Raw genomic sequence first — 22,879 nt, forward strand, 5'->3', positions numbered from 1 at the left:
TTGATGGTCTCCTGCGATGCTCGCCTGTGGGTATGCTCAACCGGAACCAGCCGCATGATCGTTGAGCCGCAGGGTGTTTTCCCCGGAATCTCGCCTAGGGGAGCACGGCAGTCGTCACGTGTGGTGGGTACTGCGACGAAGGGTGTTCCATGGCCAAGACACTGCCCGTTCCCGCCCTCGGGGACACACTGGAGCGGTTCATGAACGCCACCGAGCCCTTGACCGGCGCTGAGGACAGGGACAGGACGGTTGGCTCCGTCACGGACTTCTCTGAGAACGCGGCGCCAGGCTTGCAGGAAGAGTTGACGACTTTCGCCGACGCAGAGAGCGGTCACGGGCGTAGCTACCTCTCCGCAGCCTGGCTCGACACCTACTTGGACACCCGGGAACCACTGCCGCTCACAACCAGCGTCTCGTTCCAACTCTCCGGATTCGACGGAAACACCGGCGTGCTTCGGTGCGCAGACTTCATCCATCGCGCCGCCACGATCCATCTGCAGGAAGTCCGTGGCGAGACGCCCGTTGAGGTCGATCCCCGTGGGACCACGCTGGACATGGACCAGTGGCAGATCCTGGCGGGCGGAATCCGGCACCCCCTGCCGAACCGTGACGAGATCCGATGTCCAGCTGTCTCCGCGTCGGGGGCCACCATTGGCATGCTGGTGGGAGGACGGCTCTTCAGCATGCCAATTGCCGGCGGCGACGGGCTGCCGCTGCCGGTTGGTGCCATCCAGAACCTGTTGGAGCAGGTCATCGCGACGTCTGGCGGGCAGGCACGGCGCGAAACCGGACACGAGCCGACCGACTTCACTGACCTGTCCTACCTTGGCAGCGAGACCGCTGCCCCCTTGCTGGCCGAGCTCCTGACCGAGCCGCACAACGCGGAGACCTACGGAGAGCTCACGGAGATGGTCTTCGTGGTCCACCTCCTCACACATTCGGAGGACGACGGCGAACGCCCACCGCAGGAGGACACCGAGCGCCTGCGGAATCTCGCCTTCGAGGCGGGACACGCCTGGACCTACAAACCGATCACCTACGAGCTCTCACTGACCACGGACTGGCAGGCCATCCACTTCGAACACAGCGCAGCAGATGGCGCGACCGTTCGCGCGGCGGTGGCCAGGATGCAGGAACTTCAGCTTCCGGAGCCGTCGTCGTCGATCTCCCAGGAGTCAGGAAAAGCCAAGTCCGCGCCCCGGGAACTGACCTGGACCACAACGCCCGAGTTCAGGGGTCGAGTGGCGGGGCACCTTGAAGAGTACGCACGGCGCAGCGCCCAATATCGGGTCACGTCGGTGTTTGCGCCCAGGGCCGCGATGGATGGACTGGGCCTGCGGGTCAGCGACGACGCCGTGGCCCAGCTGCTCATGACTTACGCGCAAGTGGCAACGTACGGCAGTGTCCGGAGCGTGTACGAATCCGTGGACATGCGTGAGTTCCAGGCCGGGCGGACGGAGTGCCTGCGCCCCCTGACGCCGCAAGCCGTGGAGTTCGCCCGAGCACTGATCGCGGGCGACGCGACGCTCGAGCAGTTCGGCGCCGTTCTGGACGCACACCGGGACTGGGTCAAGGCGTGCAAGCGCGGGGCGGGAATCGACCGGCACCTCTTCGGCCTGCGCATGATGGCCGAGCGGGCGGGCACCGGCCTCGAGTTCTTCGACAATCTCGGGCTCCAGGCGCTGAGCAGCGACTTCCTGTCCACCACGTCCTTGGGGGAGTCGCAGCCGATCAACCGGTACGCCTTCGCCCCGAGCCTCGCGCACGGCCTGGGCATCGGCTACATCAAGTACGACGACGGCTTTGAGTACGTGATCAACTACCGCGCCGATCACGCCGAGCGAGTGGAGGAATTCGCGCAGAACCTGGTGGCGGCCGGGGAGGCATTGGGCACCTGGGTCGGGAGCATCCGCTGAGGAGTCTCGCCACGGGCGCGGACCAGCGACGACGACCGGCGAGGGCGACCAGCGGCGTCGCGGACACCAGACGTGGACACCAAAAAGGGGAGCTGAACGTGGATCAACCATGCGCACATGACACCGGCGTGACCAGGCGGAAACTGGTCAAAGGCGGTTTGGCGGTGGCCGGAACGTGGACCTTGATCGGGGTCGTGACACCTACCAGTGCCGAAGCCGCCGAGACTCCGCCCGGATTCCCCACCGACATCGCCCTCCAACGCAACGTCTTCCAGAACTGGGACGGCACGATCGTCACGGACGAACTGTGGACCTGCGAGATCACCACTCCGGAACAGGCCGAGACCATCGTCAACTGGGCGGCCGGCGCCGACTACCGTGTCCGCCCGCGAGGCTTCGGACACACCTGGTCGCCGCTGGTCGTGGAGTCCGGGACTTGTGCCGACGCAGCCGTGGTCGTGGTGGACACCACCGGCATGGCCGCCATGAGCATGGTCGACGGCGAACGTGTCCGCCTGCAGGCCGGCGCGGAAATGACCCAGGTTCTGAGTTTCCTGTCCACCCACGGGCGCAGCCTGATCGGTGCGCCTGCCCCGGGGGACGTCACGGTGGCCGGTGTCCTGGCGGTCAACGGGCACGGCACCAACGTGGCCGCATCAGGGGAGGGTCTTGCTGCCGGAGGGACCTACGGGACCCTCTCGAACGCCGTCGTCGAACTGACCGCAGTGGTCTGGGATGAAAGTGCCGGGAAGTACACGCTCCGGACCTTCCAACGGAACCAGCCGGAGATCGCGCCGTTGCTGGCCCACGTGGGGCGGGCTTTCGTCACGGAAGTCGTGCTGCAGACCGTGGCCAATTACAACCTGCGCTGCCGCAACACCACACTGATTCCCGCCAGCGAGCTGTTCGCAGCACCGGAATCGGCGGGGCCCAGATCGCTCAGTGCGCTGCTGGACCGCAGAGGCCGGGTAGGGATCATCTGGTACGCGATGACGCAATACCCGTGGGTCCAGACCTGGCAGGTCACGCCCACCGAGCCCCTGCTTTCCAGCGCCCGCTACGCGCCGTTCAACTACCCGTTCGCCGACCGGCTCTCGGACGAGGTGGCCTCTCTGATCACCCAGGTCACCCAAGGCGCGCACTCCCTGACTCCCAAGGCCACTGCAGCCATGATGTACGCCACCCGGGCGGGCTTGGTTGCCAACGGAGCCTTGGACATGTGGGGCGAAGCCAAGAACTTCATCCACTTCGTACGGCCCACCACGTTGTTGGTGTCCGCCGGAAGCCACGTCGTGATCACCCGCCGCGATCAGGTCCAGCGCGTGGTCGCGGACTTCACCACCCACTACCAGGAGCTCATCAGCACCTACCGCTCGCGAGGGCAGTATCCGGCAAACAACGTGTGCGAGATCCGGGTGACAGGCGTTGACCGTTCGGAAGACGTCACTGTCGACGGTGCCGTCGTGCCGTCGCTCTCTTCGGTCACGCCAGTTCCTGGGCGGCCAGAGCTGGATACTGCCGTGTGGCTGGACGTCCTGAGCCTCCCGGGTACACCGGGAACCGGCGAGTTCTATGCCGAAATTGACGCGTGGTTCAGGAACCTGTCCTCCGAACTCGGCGTCGCGCGGCCGGAATGGTCCAAGCGCTTCGCGCACACGGCTGCCGGCCCTTGGACGGACGACCGGGAACTGAAGGACTGGATCCCGGGCCAGTTCCCTGCCTGGCAGGAGGCATTGACCGGTCTGGACGCCATGGACCCACAAGGAATCTTCCGAACTCCTCTGCACGACCGCCTGATGCCGCGCTCGGAGGGATGAGGCCGGTAAGGCGCGCCGGACGAGGACGGGCTGGTCGGCGCTCGAGGCCGACACACGCCGACCATTTCCGGGCCTGTTCCGCTCAGGTGCGTGTTCGTCGTCGTCCCCGAATCGGGGTGCAGGTCCAGTAACCGTCACGAGCGTGCGCCCCACTAGGCTGACCCCTGGACCCGAGGGGCGCTACCGCGCTCACCGCGAACAATGGCCCGGGCAGGGACCCGGGCGTGATCCCCAAAGGAGAGTCACCCATGACCGAACGCACCCTTGTCCTGGTCAAGCCCGACGGCGTCGAGCGCAACCTCACCGGCCAGGTCCTGGCCCGCATCGAGGCCCGCGGTTTCAAGCTGGTCGAGCTCAAGAAGTTGGATGCCACTCGGGAGATCCTGACCGCGCACTACGCCGAGCACGAGGGCAAGCCGTTCTTCGAACCCCTGGTCGAGTTCATGATGTCCGGGCCCGTGGTCGCTGCGGTGTTCGAGGGCGACTCCGTGATCGAGTCCTTCCGAGCCATGGCCGGCGTCTCCGACCCGGTCAAGGCCGCCGCCGGCACCATCCGCGGCGACCTGGGCCGTGACTGGGGCGAGAAGGTGCAGAAGAACATCGTTCACGGCTCCGATTCCCCCGAGTCGGCGGAACGCGAAATCGCTATCTGGTTCGCCTGAGCAGCACCCCTCATAGCGCCGAACCCTCGCGAAACTGCCAGATCAACACCTGATCGGCGAGTTTCGCGAGGGTTCGGCGGTAGGTGGGGAGGTGGGTCAGCCGAACATGGTCCCGGAGAAGCGGACCAGCACGGTGCCGAAGACCACCAGCCAAATCAGGATCACACCGGCGGGCGCCCAGATCTTGGTGGTGTCTCGCAGCGCTTCGGGAGCCGGGAGCGCCCGCGTTCGTACACAACGAGCCACAGTGGCCATGAGGAGGACCGGGTGCACGAACCACACGAGCATGCAGTACAGGCACAGGGCGTTGATCGAGAACGTCGCCTGGGTCCAGAGCCACAGCAAGAACACTTCACCCAGGACCAGGCCAACCAACAGCCCCATCCACATCCAGGCCTTGTAGCGGGCTCCCGCCAACACGCCGACGGCCATCACGATCACCAGGGTGTAGGCGACCAGACCGATGAAGGGGTTCGGGAAGCCGAATAGGTTAGCTTGTGAGGAACGGATCACCGTTCCGCAGGAGAACGCCGCGTTGATGTCACACGCCGTCACGTGCAGGGGGTCCTGCAGGATCGCCCACTTCTCGATCACCAGGGAGATCGATGCGTAGAGAGCCAGTCCTGCGGTGATCACCGCGAGCAGGGCCCAGCTGGCGTCCCCACGTGGTAGGCGCGATATGGGATCCGACTCGTCCAGGGCGGCCTGGTTGTGGTTTTCGGTGGCTTTCGTCATCACATCGTGATCATAGGCGCGGACGTTGGGTACGCGCTGAACACGTTGCCGCGGTTGCGTGTGCCAGAATGAATCCGGTCGCGCATTGGCTGCACCTGATGCGTGATCCGTACCGGTTCCGATCGCACGCCCGGTGGACCGCAGCTCTCAGGAAGATCGAGCGCGTCCGTCGGGGTCAAGACCGCCCGAGTGCCACTGCTTCCAGGTGGCCCGGTGGCTCGGCCAACCGGACGGCCCGTGCGGCGAGCCGGTTACCACCGCGCCCCGCACGGAGCACACGACGACTTTTGGCAGCCGCGCGACCCGCAAGGGCCCCGCACGGCGCCACCGACCGGCGGGCCACCGGGTGTAGACGGTGCTACCCGCAGGAATATGGCGAATACATGACCAACGACCAGGTGAATCCGGCGAGCGAAGGCTCAGAAGTCTCCGCCGACGAGCACACCTCCGACACGCCCAACGCCGCCGCGAACATGGCGCCCGCCGAGCCCACTGCAGAGCTCCCGAGCACTGTGGCCGCGGAGACCCCTTCCGAAACGCCCGCCGAGATGGCCTTCCAAGCCATGCGGAACGCCGAGGCGCGGGACGGGCAGGATGCAGCGCAGACCGAGTTGCCGCTGAACGAACCCGTCGACGCCCCCGAACGCGAGTCGGCTGACGGTGACGACCAGCCTGCGAAGGAAGCTGAGGACGCGGCCGAGGCCCCCGAGGATTCTGAGGACTCCACCGCTTCTGAATCCGAGGGGTCCGCAGACTCGCCCGATTCCGGGGACTCACCTGAATCAGCGGACTCGCCTGAGTCAGCTGACTCTCCGGACGACGCCAACGACGACGACGGCGAGAATGTGGCGAAGGCTGACAAGGCCGACGAGGACGCGACAGAGGAATCCAGCGCGGCCGACGAGGACGCCACCGAGCCCACCGACGACGTCGAACCCTCCGCGGCGGAGGACCCCTTCGCCGTGTTCAGCGCCGCATCCGCGACGTCGCTGATGTTCCACGCCCCGGACACGGAGGCGATCAAGGCAGCGGCCGAGCGAGCAGCGGCGGCTCGTGAGGAGGCCCGCCAGGCGGCCCTGGACGAGGCCGACGCCGCCGAGGAAGCTGAGTTCGAGGATCCCGCTCCCGGGGCGGGCGTGACCAGCAAGCGTCGGCGACGTCGTCGTCGTGGCACCGTGGACATGGAACTGGAAGGCGGCAACGACGAGGACCCGCCCGGAACCGTGACCCGGATCCGTACGGGCCGAGTGGTCGACGGGTCCGCGCCGACGACCGTCCAGTCCGTGAAGGGCTCCACCCGACTGGAGGCCAAGAAGCAGCGACGTCGCGAGTCCCGCCAGTCCGGCCGGCGCCGTCAGGTCATCACGGAAGCCGAGTTCCTGGCTCGCCGTGAGTCCGTGGAACGGAAGATGGTGGTCCGGGAGAAGGACGACCGCATCCAGATCGGCGTGCTCGAAGACGGCGTGCTGGCCGAGCACTTCGTGTCCCACACGCAGCAGGACTCCCTGATCGGCAACGTCTACCTGGGCAAGGTCCAGAACGTGCTGCCGTCCATGGAGGCCGCGTTCGTGGACATCGGCCGCGGTCGCAACGCCGTCCTGTACGCGGGCGAGGTCAACTGGGACCAGGCCGATCTGGGCGGCTCGGCCAAGCGCATCGAGAACGCCCTCAAGCCCGGCGACGCCGTCCTGGTGCAGGTGACCAAGGACCCGGTGGGGCACAAGGGCGCGCGCCTGACGAGCCAGGTCTCCCTGCCCGGCCGCTACCTGGTGTATGTGCCCGGCGGGTCCATGACGGGTATCTCCCGCAAGCTGCCCGACGTCGAACGCCAACGGCTCAAGAAGATCCTGAAAGACCACCTCCCGGAAGGTGCGGGCGTGATCGTGCGCACCGCGGCCGAGGGTGCCTCCGAGCAGGAGCTGACCAACGACATCAACCGTCTGCGCTCGCAGTGGGAGCAGATCCAGGAGAAGTCCAACCAGGGCAAGACGCTGGCCCCGGAGCTGCTCTACGCGGAGCCGGACCTGACCATCAAGACGGTGCGTGACGTCTTCAACGAGGACTTCACCTCGATGACCGTCCAGGGGCAGGCCGCCTGGGACAACATCGAGGCCTACGTGATGTACGTGGCCCCGGACCTGTTGGACCGCGTCTCCCAGTGGACCGAGGACGAGGACCTGTTCGAGCACTACCAGGTGGACGAACAGATCCACAAGGCACTGGACCGCAAGGTCATGCTGCCCTCCGGCGGTTCGCTGGTGATCGACCGGACCGAGGCGATGACGGTTGTGGACGTCAACACCGGCAAGTTCACGGGCTCCGGCGGCAACCTCGAGGAAACGGTCACCAAGAACAACTTGGAAGCCGCCGAGGAGATCGTGCGTCAGCTGCGTCTGCGCGACATCGGCGGAATCATCGTGATCGACTTCATCGACATGGTGCTGGAAGCCAACCGCGATCTGGTGCTGCGCCGACTGGTCGAGTGCCTGGGCCGGGACCGCACCAAGCACCAGGTGGCCGAGGTGACCTCCCTGGGTCTGGTCCAGATGACCCGCAAGCGCATGGGCACCGGGCTCTTGGAGATTTTCAGCGAACCCTGTGAGGCCTGTGAGTCCCGCGGCGTGGTCATCCACGACCACCCCCTCAAGGGCAAGGGCGGGGTCTCCACTGACTCCCACCGCAGCCAGCGCAACGAACGCAAGCGCAGCCGTCGCTCGGGCTCGGGCCAGGGGAACGCAGATCGCGGCAACGCCAAGGACACCGGTGATTCGGGTCAGTCGGGCGAGAACCCGAAGGATGCCGAGGACGCCAAGCGCGCCCAGGCCACCCGCAACGCCTTCGCGGCCATCGCCTCGGCCTCTCACCACGACGATCCCAAGGGCGAGTCCGCCACCGGCGCCGACACTTCCGGGGAGGCCGCCGACTCGCACCCCGCGGCTCAGTCTTCGAACACGGGGGCCGACGACGCGCGAAGCGCCGGTAACGGTGACACCTCCGCACCGGATTCCGACCGTCCCGACGCCGGGTCGGACTCCTCGGGCGACGGCGGCAGGCGCCGTCGGAAGCGCCGCGGAAAGCGGTCCCGCAACCGCGGCCAGAACGATTCGGGCTCCGAGAACCGGGGAGACGACTCCAGCGCTTCGGAGAACGGCGCCTCGAATGGTGCTGCACAGCCGGGCAAGCCCGCGGAATCCGGGCAACAGAACGACCAGACCACGCAGGAAAAGCAGCCGGAACCATCTCGGAACCAGCCGACGGAACCCCAAGGTGCCGCCAAGGCCTCCGGACAATCCGAGCGTCCGGCCCGCCCTGCTGCGTCGGACTCGGCAACGGTCCCGGACCGCTCGGTGTCCGCGGCGCGTCGTCGTCGCGGGGCTCGACGTGCTGCCGCTCCGGTCGCAGCACCCGACACCGAGTCCCAGCCGACGGCGCCTCAACCGGCTGGCCCCGTGACCTCCGGATCCGCCTCCGTGGTCTCCGGTTCGACGGGCGACGACGGCGCCTCCTCCCGCGTGACGATCGCCGGTGAGGTCATCGAACTGCCCCAGGGCACGTCGTCTTCGAGCGGGTCAGGTGCCGGGAGTTCGGTGCCGTCCTTGGACTCGTTGGCCGACTCCCTGGGAGAGCGGGCACCGGGCCAGACCTCCCCGCAGCGCAAGCGACGGGTGCGCCGGGCGTCTGCACCGACGTCGGCCCCGCGGAGCTCTGACTCCACGGAAGGCTGAGGCGCCACGGGTTGACGACAACCCGGCAAGGCAATCAACAGTCACCGACTGGACATCCGGGGTTTCCGGGGTCCAGTCTTGGTGACACGTGACACGGGGTGCCGCGCACTGCGCGGCTGAGAGCAAACCCGTTGAACCTGATCTAGCTCGTACTAGCGAAGGGATTGTCGCCTTGCCACAGGGCTATGCGTCATCTTCATCATTTCCGTCCGACCGCTTGTCCGTCCTGCTCGCTGATCTGCGCGCGGGCCGTCCCCTGGTCCAGTGTCTGACCAACTCGGTGGTCACCAACTTCACGGCCAACGCCCTCCTGGCACTCGGGGCCGCCCCGGCGATGACCGACATCGTGGGGGAAGCCGGACCGTTCGCCCAGATCGCCGACGGCGTGTTGATCAACCTGGGCACGCCCACCCCTGAACAGCGCGCGGCCATGATCGAAGCGGCAACCGCGTGCAAGGCCACCGGTACGCCTTGGATCCTCGATCCCGTGGCCGTGGGCGCGCTGCCCATCCGGACCGCGCTGGCCGCCGAGCTCCTGGAACTGGGGCCCACGGTGGTCCGCGGCAACGCCTCCGAGGTCATCGCCCTCTGCGGCGGGGCCGGGGGGCGGGGCACAGATTCCACGGTCCAACCGGAAGACGCCCTCGACGCCGCAAGGACGTTGGTCATCCGTCACGGCGTGGGCGCGGTGGCGATCTCGGGGGAGACCGACCTGATCGTGGGTCCGGACGGCGTCTGGACCGTTCCGCACGGACACCCCTATCTCACGCTCGTCACCGGCGGGGGCTGTGCACTGGGCGCCGTCATCGCGGCGTTTGCCGCCGTGGCCCAGGATGCCCAGGAGGCCGCCGTGGCAGGCAGCGTGGCCTGGGAAGTTGCCGCCGAACTCGCCGCGGCCGAAGCGGCCGGCCCGGGGAGCTTCGCGGTGGGCCTGCTGGACCGGCTCCACGGACTCAGCCCCCAGCTGCTCCGCGACCGCAGCGCAGTCACTTCCCTGGAGGTGGCGCAGGCATGACCGGCCACCAGAACACCTCTGAGTCGAGCGGAGAGGCCCGTGCCCGATCGGTGTTCGACCCCGCCGATCTCCTGCTGTACCACGTGACCGACGGCGCCTTGAGTGCCCCGCGGTCCGTGCCCGACGTCGTCGAAGCCGCGGTCGACGGTGGAGTGACCATGGTCCAGGTCCGGGGCAAGGACCTGGGAGGGGCCGAGTTCCTGGAACTGGTCCAGGCCGTGGCGACGCGAGTCGGGTCACGGGTACCCGTGCTGATCAACGACCGTGTGGACGTGTACCTGGCCGCCCGTGAGCGCGGACTGGCGGTTGCGGGAGTTCACGTGGGGCAGTCGGACATCCCCGTGTCCGACGTGCGCGCCATCTGCGGTCCCGCCGCGATCGTGGGGCTCTCCGCCGCCCAATCGACCGAGTTCGACGCGGTGCGACTCCTGCCGGAAGGCACGGTGGACTACATCGGCATCGGAGCTGTCCACACAACCAGTACCAAGCCGGATCATCCCGAGCCCCTGGGCATCGACGGGTTCCGCGCAGCCCGGGCCTGGTGCCCCGTACCGGCGGTGGCCATCGGCGGAGTCCGGGTCGAGGACTGCCCACCTCTGCTGGCCGCGGGGGCCGACGGCGTCGCCGTGGTCTCGGGGATCTGCGCGAGCTCGGGAGACCCGCGGTTGGCCGCGACCCAATACAGGGAGGCCCTCGGCGTAGGGAGCGGGTCCGCGTCGGGGGAAGGGACGAACCCTTGAGCACGGACCAGACCATCTCCAGCATCCAGTCGCGCGTCCGCAAGGTCCCGCGCGTCCTGTCAATTGCCGGGACGGACCCGACGGGCGGGGCCGGACAGCAGGCGGATCTCAAGACCTTCGCCGTGTTGGGTGGATACGGGATGAGCGTGGTCACCGCCGTCATCGCCCAGAACACCCGCGGCGTGCGGCTCGTGCACTCGGTGCCCACTGAGGTCATCACCGCGCAGCTCCAGGCGGTCTCTGACGACGTGACGGTCGACGCCGTCAAGATCGGCATGCTCGGTTCGGTCGAGGTCATTGCAGCGGTCAATGACTGGCTCCAAGCGAACCGGCCACCGGTCGTCGTCCTGGACCCCGTCATGATCGCGACCTCCGGTGACCGGCTGCTGGCTCAAGAGGCCGAGGAGGCCCTGCGCGATCTGCTGCATCGCGCGGATCTGGTGACGCCCAATCTCCCCGAACTCGCAGTGCTTGTAGGGGAGCTGGTGGCGGAGGACTGGTCGACGGCGCTGGAGCAGGGCCGGACCCTGGCCGAGCGCCACAACGTGTTCGTCCTGGTCAAGGGTGGACACCTGGCCGGGGATAGGACCCCGGATGCCCTACTGGCCCCCGGACAGCCCGAACCGGTCTACGAAGCGGCCGGAGCCAAGGTTCGGACCAACAACACGCACGGGACCGGATGCTCGCTGTCATCGGCCGTCGCCGTCCTGGCGGCACGGACCGGTGACTGGTCGGTTGCCGTGGGAGTCGCTCGCGAGTGGCTCCGTGGCGCCCTGACCCACGCCGACGAACTCGAGGTCGGCCAGGGCAACGGCCCGGTCCACCACGGCCACCATCTCGAAGCGCATCTGGTGCAGCTCCTGACCGATTGGGCGAATGGCATGGGACAGGAAGGTGGTGCCGGTCCGGAAAAGGGCGCGGACTCGTCCTTCACGGAGCAGCTCTGGGCCCGGACAGGGGACATCAGGAGCCAGATCGACGACGGCCGTTTCGTCCCCGCGCTCGGTCAGGGCACGCTGCCCCGGGACGTGTTCCTGGACTATCTGTCGCAGGACCTGATCTATCTCCAGGACTATTCCCGAGCCTTGGCCCAACTCGCGGTGCGGGCACCCACCGAGCAGTGGCGGGCCTTCTTCGCCTCCGGCGCGGCCGGCTGCGCCAGGGAAACCGAGCAACTCCACCGCACGCTCGTCGACGCCGGTGTCCCCGTCACTCCCAGCGCGGTCACCGCCGAGTACACGGAGTTCCTGCTGGCCACCACGCAGACGCGGGACTGGGCCGTTGGTGCGGCGGCGGTGCTGCCGTGCTACTGGCTGTACGCGTGGATCGGCAACCGGCTCCAGGAACACCGCGAGCGGATGGCGGCAGAGAGCGGCGACGGCGGTCGCGACCATCCCTACGGGGCCTGGGTCGATTCCTACTCCGACCCGGAGTTCACGGCTTCGGCACGCCGGGCCCGCGACGTCGTGGACGTGCTCGCGGGACAGGTCGACCCCGAGGTGCGGGAGGAGATGGCCCGAGCGTTCCGCCGTGCCTGTGAGCTGGAACTGCGGTTCTTCGAGCACCCGTGCGAACGGACGGGGACCACACATACCGGCACCGCGGAGGGCTCCCGCGGCGAACGCGGAACGTGAGTCTGCTCGCATGCGCGACGCGCTGGGCGCCCAATGCTTGCCCGCCGTTGCAACCATGCCGTATTCTCAATCCCTGGTGCGTCCACCGGTGAGCCCCTCGACTACCGTCCATAGTTCGAGCGCGGAGCCCGGCACGCACATCGGGTGTAGTTCCTGACCTTTTGTACAAGCGGTCCTGACCAGCGTCTCCATCCCACTGGCCGGTCAAGACAGGCTTGTGCACGACTCCTTGGTCCGCAGAGGAACGCACTCGCCCAAGACAGTATTTGTTCAGTCGAGAGAAGTGAGTTCCAAGTGGTGTACGCGATTGTCCGCGCTGGCGGCCGCCAGGAGAAGGTTGCAGTTGGAGACCTGGTAACCGTCGACCGTGTCGCCGGTGATGCAGGCAGCACCATCGAGCTTCCGGCAGTTCTGTTGGTCGACGGTGACAAGGTCACCTCCGATGCCAAGGCCCTGTCCGGCGTGAAGGTCACCGCCGAGGTGGTCGAGGATCTGCGCGGTCCCAAGATCCGCATCCAGAAGTACAAGAACAAGACCGGCTACAAGAAGCGCCAGGGCTTCCGTGCCGAGCTGACCACCCTGAAGGTCACCGGCATCGACGCCTGAGCGGCGTTCGGTCTCATCCCAACCAGCTCGGCCCACTCGCAGCCCTGAACACAGGCACGCGAGGCCCAAGGGCCACCTAGCGAAAGCAGGCATCAGACATGGCACACAAGAAGGGCGCCAGCTCCACCCGCAACGGCCGTGACTCCAACCCGCAGTACCTGGGCGTCAAGCGCTTCGGTGGCGAGTTCGTCAACGCCGGTTCCATCATCGTCCGCCAGCGCGGCACCAAGTTCCACCCCGGCGCCAACGTCGGCCGTGGCAAGGACGACACCCTGTACGCCCTGGCCACCGGCGAGGTTGCCTTCGGCACCAAGCGCGGCCGCAAGGTCGTCAACGTCGTCGAGGCCGTCGCCGCCGAGTGACCCCTGACCGGTCACCCTTCCTCACACCGTGAGGAACCGACCGGTCCCGCGGCGCGCTGGATCCAGCGCGCCACGCTCACCGCATCAGTAGAGGGTGGGTGCCATGTGCGCCCGCCCTCTACTCTTGTTTCAAGACATTTTTCCAGGGCATCGAAGTATTCAAGGAGCATCCATGGCAGAGTTCGTCGACCGCGTGGTTCTGCACGCCACGGGCGGTAACGGCGGCCACGGGTGTGTGTCCGTCAAGCGCGAGAAGTTCAAGCCTTTGGGCGGTCCCGACGGCGCCAACGGCGGAGACGGCGGATCGGTGATCCTGCGCGTGGACGGGCAGACCACCACGCTGTTGAACTACCACCGCTCGCCGCACCGTTCCGCCCCCAACGGTGGCCCCGGTATGGGCGATCACCGTCAGGGCTTCGTGGGCGAAGACCTCATCCTGTCTGTCCCTGATGGCACCGTGGTCAAGGACCGCGACGGGAACGTCCTGGCCGACCTGGTGGGCATCGGCGCCGAATACGTGGCGGCTTCCGGCGGCCAGGGTGGCCTCGGCAACGCCTCACTCGCGTCACCCAAGCGCAAGGCCCCCGGCTTCGCCCTGCTCGGCCTGCCCGGTGAGGCACAGGACATCGTCCTGGAACTCAAGTCCCTGGCGGACATCGCCCTGGTGGGCTACCCGTCCGCCGGTAAGTCGTCGCTGATCGCGGCGATCTCGAAGGCCCGGCCCAAGATCGCTGACTACCCGTTCACCACCCTGGTGCCCAACCTGGGTGTCGTGGAGGCCGGGGACTACCGCTACACGGTCGCGGACGTCCCGGGACTCATCGCGGGTGCCTCCGAAGGCAAGGGACTAGGTCTGGAGTTCCTGCGCCACGTCGAACGCTGCGCCGCACTGGTGCACGTCCTGGACTGCGCCACCCTGGAACCCGGCCGGGATCCCATCTCCGATTTGGAGATCATCGAAGCGGAACTGGCCGCCTACGCCGTCGACGGACGCCTGGACGGTGGCCGCTCCGTGCCGCTGCTGGAGCGCCCCCGCCTGGTCGTGCTCAACAAGATCGACGTGCCGGAAGCACGAGAGCTGGCCGACTTCGTCCGGCCCATGCTGGAGGAGAAGGGCTACCGCGTCTTCGAGGTCTCCACGGCTTCCCACGAGGGGTTGAAGCCGCTGACCTTCGCCATGGGCCAGATCGTGGCGGAGGGGCGCGAGCAGGAGCCCGCCCCCGAGCCCCAGCGCGTGGTGCTGCGGCCCCAGGCCGTGCGGGGCGGTGCCAAGGAGTTCACGATCACCCGCGAGGAACGCTCCCTGGAACCGATTTGGCACGTTCGTGGCGACAAGCCAGAGAAGTGGGTCCTGCAGACGGACTTCAACAACGAGGAGGCCATCGGCTACCTGGCCGATCGCTTCGCCAAGCTCGGCATCGAAGAAGAACTCTTCAAGATGAATGCCCGCCCCGGAGACGCCGTGCTGATCGGCCCGGAGGAGAACGGGGTTGTCTTCGACTGGGAACCCACCATGATGGGTGGTGCCGAACTGCTGGCCGCACCCCGCGGAACGGACCCCAGGCTCTCGGAGGACCACCGGCCCACCCGCGAACAGCGGCGGCGGGAGTACTACGAGCGCATGGACGCCAAGGCTGCGGCCCGCGACGAACTCGAAGCGGAACGTGTGGCCGGCGTCTGGACGGAGTCCGTGGACGAACGCCGGGCCCGCAAGGCACAGGCGCCCGAACCGGACGAGGCCGAGCAGCGCGACTGACAACACCCGCCGCGCCCTGAACACCTGAAGCTCACCACCACTCAAAGCTCACCAGAGGAAAGGACATCGGAGAGCATGCCCACACGGCTGCAGAAGATCGACGTCGAGACCCTGGAAGGGATCGCCGCCAAATCCACCTCCCAGCTCAGCTCGGAGAACCGAGGGAAGAACCGCCGTTCCCCCATCGAGGACCGGAGTCAGATCCCGATGGCCAAGCGCATCGTGGTCAAGGTCGGTTCTTCGTCGCTGACCAGCATCGAGAACTCGATCGATGAAGCCGCCGTTCAGCGGATCGTGGCGGCACTCGGGGCTTTGAAGGCCTCCGGCAAGGAGGTCGTGTTCGTTTCCTCGGGTGCGATCTCTGCGGGGTTGGCGCCCCTCGGGTTCTCGCGACGCCCCAAGGACCTTGCCTCCCAGCAGGCCGCGGCCTCCGTGGGGCAGGGCCTGCTCATGGGCCGCTACATCGACTCCCTGGCGCGCTACGGCGTGACGGTCGGGCAGGTCCTGGTGACCGCCGAGGACCTCATGAAGCGTCACCACTACAAGAACACGCACCGCCAGATCGAACGGCTCCTGGACCTGGGCGTCATGCCGATCGTCAACGAGAACGACGCCGTGGCCACCCAGGAGATCAAGTTCGGCGACAACGACCGCATCGCGGCGTTGACAGCCCACCTGGTCAAGGCCGATGTCTTGTTGCTGCTGTCCGACGTTGACGCCCTCTACACCAAACCGCCGCAGGACGGTGGTGAGCGGATCTCCGTCGTCGAGGATCCCGTCAAGGATCTCGAGGGTGTGCAGATCGGTACCGTTGGACGCGCCGGAGTGGGCTCCGGTGGCATGGTGACCAAGGTCCAGGCCGCCAGGATCGCGGCCTCTTCGGGCATCCCGGCCGTTGTGACCTCGGCACAGAACATCGACTCGGCCTTGGCCGGGCGCGACGTCGGCACCTGGTTCGCCACCACGGGCGGGCGTCGCAACGCCCGTCTCCTGTGGTTGGCTCACCTGGCGGACATCAAGGGTTCGTTGGTCCTCGACGACGGCGCAGTGCGCGCCGTGGGTGGCCGTAAGTCCTTGCTGGCCGCCGGGGTGACCGCGGTCAAGGGAGACTTCGAAGCGGGGGATCCGGTGTCGCTGCTGGACCAGAACGGCCGGGAAGTCGCCCATGGGCTCTGCAACTACGCGGCCGAAGAGATCCCTGAAATGCTGGGCAAGAGCACAGCCGAACTCTCCGAATCCCTGGGCCAGCGCTTCGAACGGGAGTTGATCCACGTGGACAACCTGGTCACCATGCGCCCCAAGTCGGCCAAGACCAAGGTTCGCCACGGACGCGCCGCACAGCGGTCGTTCGAGACCCGTGAGCTCCCCAAGGTCGAACCGGCGCGGTGACGCAACGGCCCGGCTCGGGCACACTCGAGAACACTTTGGACAGTGGCACCACCTGAAGGATCAGGAGCAGGAACCATGACTGAAACCACCACCACGCTGACGCACCAGACCTTCGGCGAGGACCCGCAAGTCGGTGTCGGGCTCATGGCCGACGACGCCCGCACCGCCGCGCGGACTCTGGCAAAGGCCAACCGTGGCCGGAAGGATGCCGCGCTGTTGCACATCGCGGAGCGCATCGAGGCGCAGGCTGACGCGATTATCGAGGCCAACCAGAAGGACCTGACCCGCGGCGAGCAGGACGGAACCTCTAGCGCGCTGTTGGACCGGTTGAAGCTCGACAAGACTCGTATCACGGGACTTGCGGACGCGCTGCGTGAGCTGGCGGCACTCCCGGATCCGGTGGGAACCGTGGTCCGCGGGCAGACCCTCGCCAACGGGCTGCGGATGCGTCAGATCCGCGTGCCCATGGGCGTCGTGGGGGCCATCTACGAAGCGCGGCCCAACGTGACCGTGGACATCGCGGGCATCGCCCTGAAGTCCGGTAACGCCGTGCTGTTGCGCGGCGGCTCGGCGGCACTCGAGTCGAACAAGGCACTGGTCGGCATCATCCGTGACGCGCTGAGCGACCAGAAGTTGCCCGTGGACATCGTGCAGTCCGTCGACGACTACGGGCGCGAGGGTGCCAACGCACTGATGGCGGCTCGCGGCAAGGTGGACGTCCTGATTCCCCGCGGGGGGCATGGGCTGATCCAGTCCGTGGTGCAGAACGCGCAGGTTCCGGTCATCGAGACGGGCGAGGGCAACGTGCACGTGTTCGTGGACGCCTCCGCGCCGGAAAAGATGGCGGTCGACGTCGTCGTGAATGCCAAGACGCACCGGAACTCCACTTGCAACACCGCCGAGACGCTGATCCTGCACAAGGACGCCGCGGCCGGGCCTGCGGTCCTGGCGGCGCTGGCCAAGGCCGGGGTCGCCCTGCACGTGGACGACCGTGCGGCGGCCATGCTCCCCGAGGGTACCGAGCACTCGGCCGCCACGGACGAGGACTGGGGCACCGAGTACCTGGACGCGCAGATGGCCGTGAAGGTCGTGGACAGCCTGGACGAAGCGATCGAGCACATCGAACGCTGGACCACCCGCCACACCGAAGCCATCGTGACCAACGACCTGGCGAACGCCGAAGCGTTCATCGCCTCGATCGACGCCGCGGCCGTCATGGTCAATGCCTCCACGCGATTCACCGACGGCGGGCAGCTCGGCCTGGGCGCGGAGATCGGGATCTCCACCCAGAAGATGCACGCCCGCGGCCCCATGGGGCTCGAGGAACTTACCACCACCAAGTGGATCGTCCAGGGCGACGGGCACGTCAGGAAGTGAACGACACCCGGTCAACAGCAGGGGACGCCGTCGCAGGGCGCCCCCTGCGGTTACCATTGACCTCTAGCCGACCAGCCACGCACCGCGGCTGATTCGGTTCCGAACTTCAACACCACGGCACTGGTTCTGCTCACGAAGGGACTCTCATGTTGCAAGCGAATCCGCTGATCCAGGCGGCAGAAGAAGGCGCGCACGTCGTCAACGAGCTCCCGGTTGAAGCGCATTGGTTCGGCATCATCGCCTTCGTGCTGTTCACGCTCATGTTCGTGGCGACCATGACCTTCAGCCCGCGCAGCTCGCTTCCCGACGCAGCGGATCATCACCAGGACCCGTCCGCTCTGCCGTCGGACGAGGCCCACGCCGTCGCCTCCTACGAAGCCAAGCGCAACCGCTGAACCCCAGCGTTCACGTGAACCCGGCTCACGAGATCAACGTGCCTCCGCGGGTCGCCGGCCGCACCCGTGTGGGTGTCATGGGCGGTACTTTCGATCCCATTCACCACGGGCACCTGGTGGCCGCCTCAGAGGTCGCCGCGGTCTTCGACCTGGATGAAGTGGTCTTCGTCCCCACGGGGGAGCCGTGGCAGAAGGCCGGCAAGAAGGTTTCACCGGCGGAGCACCGCTACCTCATGACGGTCATCGCCACGGCGTCCAACCCGCGGTTCAGCGTGTCCCGCGTGGACATCGAGCGCGGTGGGCCGACCTACACGATCGACACCCTGCGGGACCTGCACGAACAACGCCCGGACTCGGACCTGTTCTTCATCACCGGTGCCGATGTCATGAGCGAGATCCTGAGCTGGCACGGGGCCGAACAGATGTGGGATCTGGCCACTTTCGTCGGCGTGACCCGTCCGGGGCACGAGCTGGCCATTCCCGACGGCGCCCGCGGCGTGACCCTGATGGAGGTTCCCGCCATGGCGATCTCCTCCACGGACTGCCGGGACCGCGTGGTCCAGGGCAAGCCCGTCTGGTACCTGGTGCCGGACGGCGTGGTCCAGTACATCGGCAAGTACGGCCTGTACCTGGGTGCACGGCGAAACCAGCGCGCCGCCACCGAAGCGACCAGACCTGTGACCGACCCGGTCCAGGAAACGAAAGAGGCCACAGCATGAGTCAGGACCGGTACCTGGACCCGGACGGCGCATCGGCGGGGAACGCGGACGCTCCGGAGGAGATCGTCAACATTCCCTCCGGGGACGCCGAGGCGCTGGACCTGCCCGCCCCGGAGATCGATCTGGGTGGCGCTCCGAGCACTGCGGCCGACAAGCCTTTGGGCCCTCGACGCCTGGCGCTGCTGCGCGAGCAGATGGAGCAGCACCAGAAGGAACTGGCACAGAACCAGTCCGATGACCCGGAGCACGTGGACCCGGACCTCGCCATGAAGCAGCGGCGCATGGCGGAGTTGGCTTCCCGTGCCGCCTTGGCCTCCGAGGAGGACCGGGCCGCCGCCGAGCGTGCTTCGGCAGCCGGCGCCAGAACCTCCGACGACGATGGAGCTGCGGCGCGGCCCGTGCCGACGCCCGCGCCGGCTGCATCTGATCAGAGTGGCTCTGCGCAGGCTCCCCTGGGGTCGACGGCCACTCATTCAACAGCTGATGAGCACGAGCACTCCCAAGCGGTAGCCCCTGTGGCTACCGAAGCGTCTGCCGCCGAATCCGGTACCGAGTCCGATGCTGAGGAACCCGGCAAGCCCGTCAGCGCCCTGGACGCCGAAGGCCTGGAACTGCTGGAACCGTCCAAGTACCGCGAATCAGGGGGCGGGAAGACCGTCCTGCTGGTGTTGGCCGCCGTCGTGCTGCTGGCGCTGGCCGTTGTGATCCTGTTGATACTGCTGTGAGAAAGGCCCCGACCGCCGCATGACACTTCCCGATACCTCCCTCGCGTACCTCCGCACCGCCGCACGAGCTGCGGATGAGAAGCAGGCCGAGAACATCGTTGCCCTGGACGTCAGTGAGGCCCTGGGCATCGTGGACTCGTTCCTGGTGGCCTCGGGCTCCAACGAACGTCTGGTGAGCGCCATCGTCGATGCGATCGAGGACGCGCTGATCGCCGAACACGACCTGCGACCGCTCCGCCGCGAGGGCAAGGGGGAGGGGCGCTGGGTGCTGCTGGACTACGGCGACGTGGTGGTGCACGTGCAGCACGACGAGGACCGGGCCTTCTATGCCCTTGAGCGGCTGTGGAGCGAATCGCCCGTTGTGGACCTGGGGTTGAGTTCGGCCGCTGAGGCGTCGGCGTCTGATTCAGAGTCGACGGGGGCGGACCAGGGCGATTTGCACGGGGCGGCGGATCCGTCCTAGTATCTACATCGTTGTCCGGACGGGACGCGAACACGAAAGTGAACGCGACGTGTTCCGCAAACGACACTGAGTGATCCTGCAAGGGTCAGTCATGGTAGAGTTTCCGGGTCGACGACATGGGGCTGTGGCGCAGCTGGTAGCGCATTTGCATGGCATGCAAAGGGTCAGGGGTTCGAGTCCCCTCAGCTCCACGTAAAGTTGAACGTTCGAACCTTGCCCCGCTTGATCGCGGGGCAAGGTTCTTTCGTTGTGTGGCCTGGGGATGGCGTCGAGGATCGTCGCGATCGTCTGGGCTGGTTCGAGGGCGGCTTGGTCGTCGTCATCGATGGTGATGCGGTCGAACAGTGCCCGGTTGAGCATCCGCCGTTCGGCGGGTTCGGCCTTCGCGTACACATCACCGATGTCGGTGAGGAGGCCGAGGATCGCGTCGAGCCCGACCTTCGCGTTGTCGTAGGTCGATGTGAGGGTGTCGAGCCTGCCGGTGATGGCGTGGAGGCTCGCGCGGATGCGGTCCTGTTCGGTTTTGAGCAGGTCGAGGGGGATCGCGTCGGCGTAGTGGGCTTGGAGGAGCTTGACCTGTTCGGCTTCAAGCTTGATCTTCTGTCCTTCGAGGAGGGTCCGTTCATCGCTGGTTGACTCGGCGAGGGCGTCGAACACCTGCCCGAGGACGGCCTGGATCTGTCCGGCCTCGTCCTCGGTGACGGAGACGTGCTGGTAGCGGGTCTCGATGCTCTGCTCGATGCGGTGGACGAGGGCGGCGGTGCGCTGGCAGTCGTTGCGCTTGAACCGGCGGCCGGTGCAGGTGAAGTAGTCGTAGGCGACGCCCTGGTGGTTGCGAGGCCGTTCGAACATGAGCTTCTTCCCGCAGCCGCAGTAGATCGAGCCTTTGAGGTAGTGGTCGTACTTCTGCGGCTTGTCGCCGGTGACGTGGTTCTGCTGGAGGATCGTCTGCACCTGCTCGAACGTCTCCGGGGTCACGAGTGGCTGATGGGTGCCGGGGTAGGTGACCTCGCGAAACGTGACGATGCCCTGGTAGTAGGGGTTCGTGAGGATCTTGTGCAGCCCCGTGGTCGTGACCGGCTTCGCGGGGAACGTCGGCGTGGGCCGGGTAGCAAGGCCGCGGGTCTCTAGCTCGCGGGCGAGCTTGGAGAGGGACCAGTCGCCGGTGGCGTAGGCGGTGAACGCGAACCGGATCAGGTCGGCCCGGTGGGGATCGAGTTGCACGTCGCGCACCTCGTGCCCGTTCGCATCGGTGAGGCGGACGTTGAGGTAGCCGATGGGCGCCTTGTGCGGGGTGCCGCCGATGGACGCTTTCTGCACGAGACCCTTGGTGACCTCTTGGGCGAGGTTCAGGGAGTAGAACTCCGCGATCGAGGCCATGATGCCGTGCATGAGCATCCCGGAGGGGGTCTCGTCAATGTTCTCCATCACCGAGACGAGGGTGACGCCTGCTTGGCGGAGTGTGGCGTGGATGATCGCGTCGTCGAGCCGGTTGCGGGCGATGCGGTCGACCTTGTTGATGATGCAGTACCGGATGGGGTGCTCGGCAAGGTAGTCCAGCATCTCCTGGAGTGCTTTGCGGCGGGCGGTCTTGCCGGACTCGCCGGGCTCGATGAACTCTGCGACGATGACCGCGCCGAGCTGGTCGGCCTTGCGCTGCGCGGCCTCGCGCTGCGCGGGGATGGACAGGCCTTCTTCGAGGCCGTTGCGGGTGGCTTGGTCCTTGGTGGAGACCCGCAGGTAGGAGATCGCCGGCACTTTCCCATCGGGAAGGGCGACGTCGAGGGCCTGGGTCGCGGGGCCGGCGAGGGAACGCAGGGCGCTGAGGTCGAGGCCGGCGGGAAGGTCGAGGAGCGTCATGGTCGTGACTGCCTTTCGGGCGCTCACCCATTCCCAGTCGGGATGGGTGCGGGCGCCGTTGGGCTGTCACGACACAGATGGGGAGGCCTGCCGAACCGCGACGGGTTCGGGCAACAAGGGGTAAGCCGGTAGCGCCCTGATGGACGTACTACGTACCGGGGATTCTACCGCTCGCTGCTCAGCAGCGCCTGGAGTCGGGTGCCGGCCTGCCCGGCCTTGGTGCCCGTGCCGGCTTCTCGCAGGGCGACGCGGATGAGGACTTCGGCGACCTTCTCCACGTCGATCTGCTCGCGCCGGGTGAAGGTGACTCGCAGGTTCCGGTCGGCGGAGGGCCGCTGGGTCTTGCGTTGATAGTTCCGCACCACCGCTCGTCACCTACCCATCGTCTGAGCGCGCGGCGTCATCGAGGCGGGCGAAGACGGCGTCTTCGGCGGCCTTGCGGCGGGCGACCTGCGTGATCACGAACGCCACGAAGTCCGCGCGTCGTTCGGTGATCGGGGTGTCTTCGACCGGTGGGGCGGGTGGTTCGCCGGGCCAGGCGGTCTGCCGACTGGGACGGTCGCGGTCCAGGCGGGTGCCGGAGGCGGCGACCCAGTCGCGGAGGCGCTGGCGGGCGGCGGCGAAGTCGCGGTGCCAGCCGATCGCGGCGGACGCGTTCTGCTCGGGGTCGTAGGCGCCGAGCCAGTGCAGGTGTAGCGCGGACAGCTCCCATTGCAGCTCGGGGTGGCGGTGCCAGTACGGCGGGATGACCGACGCGGGCAGCGCGTAGGTGTGGCGGAGCCATTCGACCCAGCGGTTGAGGGCGAGCCATTCCTGTTCCAGGTCGTGGGAGAGCAGCAGGTTCCAGTTCACCGGCCGCGGCGGCCCCGGAATGTCATCGTCAGGGTCGAGTCGCCCGAAGTCCTCCTCCTCCCATTCCTCGGGCTCGGAGCCCAGGTCGTCGGGTGGGAGCGTGGCGTCGTTGTTCATCATGCTTCGCCCCC

20 protein-coding genes, 1 tRNA gene, 1 pseudogene and 1 riboswitch are annotated in these 22,879 nt (G+C 67.3%); of the genes and pseudogenes, 18 read left to right on the forward strand and 4 right to left on the reverse strand.

The window, feature by feature from the left end:
* Nucleotides 1–149 precede the first annotated feature (149 nt).
* The 3 genes from EDL96_RS01780 (at nucleotide 150) to ndk (ending at nucleotide 4,395) form a co-directional block, all read left to right on the forward strand.
* Nucleotides 150–1,916 carry a choline/carnitine O-acyltransferase gene (locus tag EDL96_RS01780; protein WP_123823862.1) on the forward strand — a complete coding sequence of 589 codons (1,767 nt, stop codon included), beginning with the start codon at nucleotides 150–152 and terminating at the stop codon, nucleotides 1,914–1,916.
* Between the two features lie 128 nt (nucleotides 1,917–2,044).
* Entirely contained in the window at nucleotides 2,045–3,733 is a 1,689-nt protein-coding gene (locus EDL96_RS01785) for a cholesterol oxidase substrate-binding domain-containing protein (protein ID WP_123823864.1), read from the forward strand.
* Nucleotides 3,734–3,981: 248 nt separating this feature from the next.
* Nucleotides 3,982–4,395 carry a nucleoside-diphosphate kinase gene (gene ndk, locus EDL96_RS01790; RefSeq protein WP_123823868.1) on the forward strand — a complete coding sequence of 138 codons (414 nt, stop codon included), beginning with the start codon at nucleotides 3,982–3,984 and terminating at the stop codon, nucleotides 4,393–4,395.
* A gap of 96 nt (nucleotides 4,396–4,491) precedes the next feature.
* Here the strand turns inward: ndk and EDL96_RS01795 are convergent, their stop codons facing one another.
* Nucleotides 4,492–5,130: a vitamin K epoxide reductase family protein gene (locus EDL96_RS01795; RefSeq protein ID WP_123823871.1), complete on the reverse strand. Its 639-nt coding sequence runs from the start codon at nucleotides 5,128–5,130 to the stop codon at nucleotides 4,492–4,494.
* A 383-nt stretch (nucleotides 5,131–5,513) separates the two neighbouring features.
* Between EDL96_RS01795 and EDL96_RS01800 the strand changes: the two genes are divergently transcribed.
* From EDL96_RS01800 to EDL96_RS01870, 15 genes are all read left to right on the forward strand, one after another.
* Nucleotides 5,514–8,855 carry an Rne/Rng family ribonuclease gene (locus EDL96_RS01800; RefSeq protein WP_123823874.1) on the forward strand — a complete coding sequence of 1,114 codons (3,342 nt, stop codon included), beginning with the start codon at nucleotides 5,514–5,516 and terminating at the stop codon, nucleotides 8,853–8,855.
* 84 nt (nucleotides 8,856–8,939) lie between these two features.
* Nucleotides 8,940–9,037, forward strand: a riboswitch (TPP riboswitch).
* A 35-nt stretch (nucleotides 9,038–9,072) separates the two neighbouring features.
* Entirely contained in the window at nucleotides 9,073–9,870 is a 798-nt protein-coding gene (thiM, locus tag EDL96_RS01805; RefSeq protein WP_233568605.1) for a hydroxyethylthiazole kinase, read from the forward strand.
* The gene (gene thiE / locus EDL96_RS01810; RefSeq protein WP_123823880.1) at nucleotides 9,867–10,610 is read left to right on the forward strand and encodes a thiamine phosphate synthase; all 744 of its coding nucleotides are present in this window, start codon (nucleotides 9,867–9,869) and stop codon (nucleotides 10,608–10,610) included. Before thiM ends, thiE begins: the two co-directional genes overlap by 4 nt.
* A complete protein-coding gene (locus EDL96_RS01815; protein WP_233568606.1) occupies nucleotides 10,607–12,244 on the forward strand; it encodes a bifunctional hydroxymethylpyrimidine kinase/phosphomethylpyrimidine kinase in 1,638 nt (545 codons plus the stop codon). The genes thiE and EDL96_RS01815 overlap by 4 nt, the downstream gene beginning before the upstream one ends.
* A 294-nt stretch (nucleotides 12,245–12,538) precedes the next feature.
* On the forward strand, nucleotides 12,539–12,850 hold the full coding sequence (rplU, locus tag EDL96_RS01820; protein ID WP_123823883.1) for a 50S ribosomal protein L21: 312 nt from the start codon (nucleotides 12,539–12,541) through the stop codon (nucleotides 12,848–12,850).
* Between the two features lie 98 nt (nucleotides 12,851–12,948).
* On the forward strand, nucleotides 12,949–13,212 hold the full coding sequence (gene rpmA, locus EDL96_RS01825) for a 50S ribosomal protein L27 (RefSeq protein WP_123823887.1): 264 nt from the start codon (nucleotides 12,949–12,951) through the stop codon (nucleotides 13,210–13,212).
* Nucleotides 13,213–13,384: 172 nt separating this feature from the next.
* Nucleotides 13,385–14,968, forward strand: coding sequence for a GTPase ObgE (gene obgE, locus EDL96_RS01830; RefSeq protein WP_123823890.1), 1,584 nt, complete (start codon nucleotides 13,385–13,387; stop codon nucleotides 14,966–14,968).
* Between the two features lie 75 nt (nucleotides 14,969–15,043).
* The gene (gene proB / locus EDL96_RS01835) at nucleotides 15,044–16,357 is read left to right on the forward strand and encodes a glutamate 5-kinase (protein WP_123823893.1); all 1,314 of its coding nucleotides are present in this window, start codon (nucleotides 15,044–15,046) and stop codon (nucleotides 16,355–16,357) included.
* 75 nt (nucleotides 16,358–16,432) lie between these two features.
* Nucleotides 16,433–17,734, forward strand: a complete 1,302-nt coding sequence (locus EDL96_RS01840; protein ID WP_123823897.1) for a glutamate-5-semialdehyde dehydrogenase — start codon at nucleotides 16,433–16,435, stop codon at nucleotides 17,732–17,734.
* Between the two features lie 146 nt (nucleotides 17,735–17,880).
* The gene (locus EDL96_RS01845; RefSeq protein ID WP_123823900.1) at nucleotides 17,881–18,129 is read left to right on the forward strand and encodes a hypothetical protein; all 249 of its coding nucleotides are present in this window, start codon (nucleotides 17,881–17,883) and stop codon (nucleotides 18,127–18,129) included.
* 14 nt (nucleotides 18,130–18,143) lie between these two features.
* Nucleotides 18,144–18,848 (forward strand): nicotinate-nucleotide adenylyltransferase, encoded by a 705-nt coding sequence (nadD, locus tag EDL96_RS01850; protein WP_233568607.1) that lies wholly within the window; start codon nucleotides 18,144–18,146, stop codon nucleotides 18,846–18,848.
* Complete coding sequence (locus EDL96_RS01855) at nucleotides 18,845–19,573, forward strand: hypothetical protein (protein ID WP_123823903.1); 729 nt, start codon at nucleotides 18,845–18,847, stop codon at nucleotides 19,571–19,573. The genes nadD and EDL96_RS01855 overlap by 4 nt, the downstream gene beginning before the upstream one ends.
* A gap of 19 nt (nucleotides 19,574–19,592) precedes the next feature.
* On the forward strand, nucleotides 19,593–20,036 hold the full coding sequence (rsfS, locus tag EDL96_RS01860) for a ribosome silencing factor (RefSeq protein WP_123823906.1): 444 nt from the start codon (nucleotides 19,593–19,595) through the stop codon (nucleotides 20,034–20,036).
* Nucleotides 20,037–20,154: 118 nt separating this feature from the next.
* Nucleotides 20,155–20,227 (forward strand) — tRNA-Ala (locus tag EDL96_RS01865).
* A 22-nt stretch (nucleotides 20,228–20,249) separates the two neighbouring features.
* Nucleotides 20,250–20,672: a hypothetical protein gene (locus tag EDL96_RS01870; RefSeq protein WP_123823909.1), complete on the forward strand. Its 423-nt coding sequence runs from the start codon at nucleotides 20,250–20,252 to the stop codon at nucleotides 20,670–20,672.
* Nucleotides 20,673–21,026: 354 nt separating this feature from the next.
* On the opposite strand, the pseudogene EDL96_RS13980 reads toward EDL96_RS01870, so the two are convergent.
* The 3 genes and pseudogenes from EDL96_RS13980 to EDL96_RS01885 form a co-directional block, all read right to left on the reverse strand.
* Nucleotides 21,027–21,896, reverse strand: a pseudogene (locus EDL96_RS13980) (recombinase family protein); the annotation flags it as partial.
* Between the two features lie 164 nt (nucleotides 21,897–22,060).
* On the reverse strand, nucleotides 22,061–22,261 hold the full coding sequence (locus tag EDL96_RS01880; RefSeq protein WP_094429408.1) for a hypothetical protein: 201 nt from the start codon (nucleotides 22,259–22,261) through the stop codon (nucleotides 22,061–22,063).
* A 10-nt stretch (nucleotides 22,262–22,271) separates the two neighbouring features.
* A complete protein-coding gene (locus tag EDL96_RS01885) occupies nucleotides 22,272–22,865 on the reverse strand; it encodes a hypothetical protein (RefSeq protein ID WP_397555486.1) in 594 nt (197 codons plus the stop codon).
* Nucleotides 22,866–22,879 lie beyond the last annotated feature (14 nt).

It is taken from the genome of Kocuria soli (genome assembly GCF_003797835.1).
Lineage (GTDB): Bacteria > Actinomycetota > Actinomycetes > Actinomycetales > Micrococcaceae > Kocuria > Kocuria soli.